The organism is Hydrangea phyllody phytoplasma (genome assembly GCF_036985185.1).
Classification (GTDB): domain Bacteria; phylum Bacillota_I; class Bacilli_A; order Acholeplasmatales; family Acholeplasmataceae; genus Phytoplasma; species Phytoplasma asteris.
Window position 1 is genome coordinate 1 of the sequence record NZ_BSDA01000017.1, and the last position, 1,555, is coordinate 1,555.

The following is a 1,555-nucleotide window of genomic DNA, read 5'->3' on the forward strand; positions in this document are numbered from 1 at the left end:
GACGGTCAAACTATTGACGGAAAAGATTGGAACTACATTATCGGGTTAAATGATAAATACAGAACCAATCAATACCAACCCAAGCCCCTCAGGAGAGTTTATATCCCCAAACCTAACGGAGATAAAAGACCATTAGGTATCCCGACAATGGAGGATAGAATAATCCAACAGACAATGTACCAACTACTCAATCCATTTTATGAAGTAAAATTCTCAAAATGGAGCTATGGATTTAGACCTAACAAATCACCACATGATGCAATTAAACGCATTAAGGAGAGATTTAAGGGAATAAAATGGTTAATAAAAATTGATATCAAAGGCTTCTTTGACACAATTAATCATGACATATTGTTAAAACTTCTCAGCAAAGACATCCGTAAAGCCAAAACCCTCAAAACCATAAAACAATGGTTGGAGGCAGGCATAATGGATAACTGGGTTTTTCAAAAGACCTTCTCGGGCGCTCCCCAAGGTGGAATTATATCTCCTTTATTAGCTAACATCTACCTTCATCAAATTGACGAAAAGATGGAAAAACTAATAGAACAAGGAATACCAAAAAGGAAAGTCAATCCTAAATATAGAAAATTACAACGTTTAGGACTTGTAAGAAAAGCTAAAGTCGCGAGAGACATTAACATAAATCCAAACATTAGAGTAGAATACATTCGCTATGCGGACGACTTCATCATCGGGTGTACAGGAACAATGGAACAGGCCAACGAACTACAACAAAAGGTGGTATCCTGGTTAGTACGGGATTTAGGATTGTCAATATCTTATGACAAATCCAAAATCGTACCAGCACAAAAGGGAACAAAATTTCTTTCATACCTCATAAGAGTCAACCCAACGGCATCGTCTAAAAATAAATCTGCAAGGAAAACGCTTAACGGAGAAACCGATATCGGAATTCCGAAGGATGAGATAGACAAAAGATGCAAAAAATGGATGACGGACTCTAAGAAGAGAAAGATTATACATGATAGACAACTACATTTTAGAGACGAATTAGAAATAATTAAGTCATATAAAAGAGTGGCTGAAGGTATAATCAGATACTTCGCATATGGAAGAAACCTGAATCAGTTAACAAAGTTGGCCTATATTGCAGAGTACTCTTGTTTAAAGACAATAGCGGGGAAATACAAAACTTCCATCGCCAGAGTCCGTAAGAAATTGAACCGAGGTCAGGGGACTTGGGGTGTCAAGTACACGATAAAAACAAAACCAAGATATGAAACCTGGCCGAAGTACACCTGGGATAGGATTAAAAGGATGAGAAGATATAAGGATATTAACCTTGATATCATTCCTAATCCGAATATATACCTAAGTCGTACACATCTCACAGACCGTTTAAAAGCGGAAGAATGTGAAATGTGCCAAAGGTATGACGTTAAGTTGGAAATACACCACACTAAGACAGTGCGAAATCGCAACTAGCAAAGCGTGATGAATAAAGCAACTATGGTGCTATGTAAACAGTGCCATAGAAGGAGAACCAACGAACAAATAATAAGCTTCAATGACAATAGGAAAATAATAAACG

Annotated in this window: 1 protein-coding gene; it reads left to right on the forward strand. The window is 37.2% G+C overall.

What is annotated here, in order from left to right; translation table 11 throughout:
* A partial coding sequence (locus tag AACP42_RS02995; protein WP_339332582.1) for a reverse transcriptase domain-containing protein occupies positions 1-1,449 on the forward strand: 1,449 nt, incomplete at its 5' end.
* Positions 1,450-1,555 lie beyond the last annotated feature (106 nt).